At 69.4% G+C, this 2,489-nt stretch carries 1 protein-coding gene; it reads left to right on the top strand.

The features are described from left to right. Nucleotides 1-2,489, top strand: a 2,489-nt coding sequence (locus RMO30_RS06005; RefSeq protein ID WP_309710771.1) for a hypothetical protein, incomplete at both ends; no start/stop codon positions are given.

The raw sequence follows: 2,489 nt of genomic DNA, 5'->3' as shown, positions 1-2,489 counted from the left end.
TTCGAGGACCTGTTCCAGCTCGAGACGTCGGAGCGCGACCGTCTTGTGGCTTCCCTCGCGGAGATGCTCGCCGACGGGGCGGCACTCGCCCTCTCGCTGCGCTCGGACTACCTCGACCGGGCGACGGGCCTCGACGCCATCGGCGCCGCCATCGGCGCGGGAGTGTTTGCTCTCGGCCCGCTGGCGGCTGCGGGGATCCGCGAGGCGATCGAGCGTCCGGCGCGGCTAGCGGGGCTGCGCCTCGAACCCGGGTTGGTGGAGGTCGTGCTGCGGGAGGCGGGTGAGAGGCTCGCCGCCCTGCCGCACCTCTCTCACGCGCTCGTCGAGACGTGGGCGCGACGCGAGGGGACGACGCTCACCGTCGACGGATACACGGATGCCGGGGGCATCGCCGGGGCGATCGCGATCTCGGCGGAGGAGAGGTTTCGCCACCTCGATGCCGCCGAGCAAGAGTCTTGCCATTCGTTGATGCTGCGGCTGATTGAGCGCGACGAGGCCGGCGGCATCGTGCGGCGCCACGTGCTGCTCGCGCCGATTCTCGGCGACGTGCGTCGGCGCCGCGTGATCGAGCAGCTCGTCGGTGCACGACTGCTCGCGATCGACGGCGAGTGGCTGATGGTCGCGCACGAGGCGGTCGCGCGCGCCTGGCCGCGTCTCGAGGGCTGGCTGCAAGACGACGCCGAGTCCGCCGCGTTGCTGCGTCGCCTCGAGTCGAGTGCCGCGGCATGGGCAACGTTGGATCGCGGGAGCGAGGATCTGCCTCGCGGAACACGGCTCGCTGAGTTCCTGGAGTGGCGCGACGCGACCGACCCCGACCTGACCGACATCGAGCGCGAGTACCTACAGGCGGCGGACGCTGCACGACGAGACGAGCTTGCCGAGGTGACCGCGCGCGTCACCCGTCAGCGCCGGCAGAACCGCTGGCTGCGCATCGCGTTCGGCGTCGCCAGTGGCCTGCTCGTGATCGCGCTGGTCGCGAGTTCGATCGCCTTCTTCAGCCAGCGCGAGGCCGTTCTCGCGAGCGAAGACGCCCGCATCGAGGCTCTCGCGGCGACGGCTTACGCCTTGGCAGACTCCGATCTCGATGCGGCGCTGCTGATCTCCGCCGAGCTGCACCGTCGCTACCCCGATGACGTGCGCGTGCGATCCGCGCTGCTCGGGTTGCTCGAGGCGCCGGGGCTCCCCGAGTCGAAGATCATGTACCCGGCCGACCAGCGCATCTTCTCGGGTGTCGTTCCGGGGACGACCACCATGCTGGTGGCGTCGGATGTCGTGGCGGCATCCGACGACGGGCTCGGCACCCACCTGACCCTGTGGGAGATGACCGACTCGACGAAGATCGAAGAACTGCCCGTCGCGCTACCGGACTTCGTGGCACCGTACCCGGGCGGAATCCATGTTCAGGAGTCGGGCACGCTCGCCGTCGTCGCGTATCCGGTCGTGATCGCGACCGACCTGGCGCAGTTCACGAGCGTGCTCGCCACCGTGAACCTGACCACGGGCGAACTCGTCGCCGGGCCGGTCGAAGTGCCGTACGGCCTCGGTCCCGACGGGGTCTTCATCGACGACGGCGCGACGCTGGTGCTGCGGCCGTGGAAGTCGGCGGCACCGATATGGATCGACGTCGACACTCTCGAGTATCACCGCGAGGGGGTGAGCCGGGTCGCGGGCCAGACGTACCCGTGGTCGGCGACGACCCTGTTGAGCGACGGCACGATCGCCGTGGGTGAGCCCGGCTGGTTGCATGTCTACGACCCGGCGACGCGCACACTGCTCCGGTCTGTCCCGGTCTCCGGCGACCTCGACACTCGTCAGCTGCAGCCGGTGGACGACGGCATGCTGCTCGCATCCGGCACGGATGGGGTGGCATTGATCGACACGGCCGACGGCTCGGTACGGTGGCAGTTCGATCACCGGGCGGGGTGCTGGCAGTTCGAGGTGCTGCTGGAGCGAGGCACCTTCGTCTGCGTCGGCGGGGATCACGTCGAGCGGCTGCTCTCCGACGGCGCGCTCACCGGACGAAGCTTTCCGGCGCAGGCGGAATGGATCTACCAGTCCGACCGACTGGCCGACGGATCGATGGTGGTCACCAACCTGCGCGACACCCCCTTCCTGCAGCGTTTCGCGATCGACGGCACCGGACCGATCTCACACCTCGTCGCCGGCGGGCAAATGGCGGCAGATGGTTTCGCCGACGATCGCACGATTGTCACCACCCCGCGCACGGTCGACCCATGGAACGACCACGACGGGCCTCGGACGCTGTGGGACATCGTCGACGACCACGCGGTTGGCCTTCCGTCCGACGGTATGGACGTGCTCGGTCACGGGGTCGTCGCACGATGGGATGATGCCGCACAGAAGCAGACCCTCGAGACCGCCGACGGCTCGCGAATCTGGACTCTCTCGGGCGGGCCGCTGACCGCGAATCCGAACGTTCGCACCATGCTGGGCAGCCGGCATGGTCTGGCGTTCGCGATCGCCGATGG

Origin of the sequence: Pseudolysinimonas sp., from assembly GCF_031389465.1 — a bacterium.
GTDB lineage: Bacteria > Actinomycetota > Actinomycetes > Actinomycetales > Microbacteriaceae > Pseudolysinimonas_A.
The sequence above is the reverse complement of the archived record's forward strand: the minus strand, read 5'-3'. Positions and strand labels throughout refer to the sequence as shown.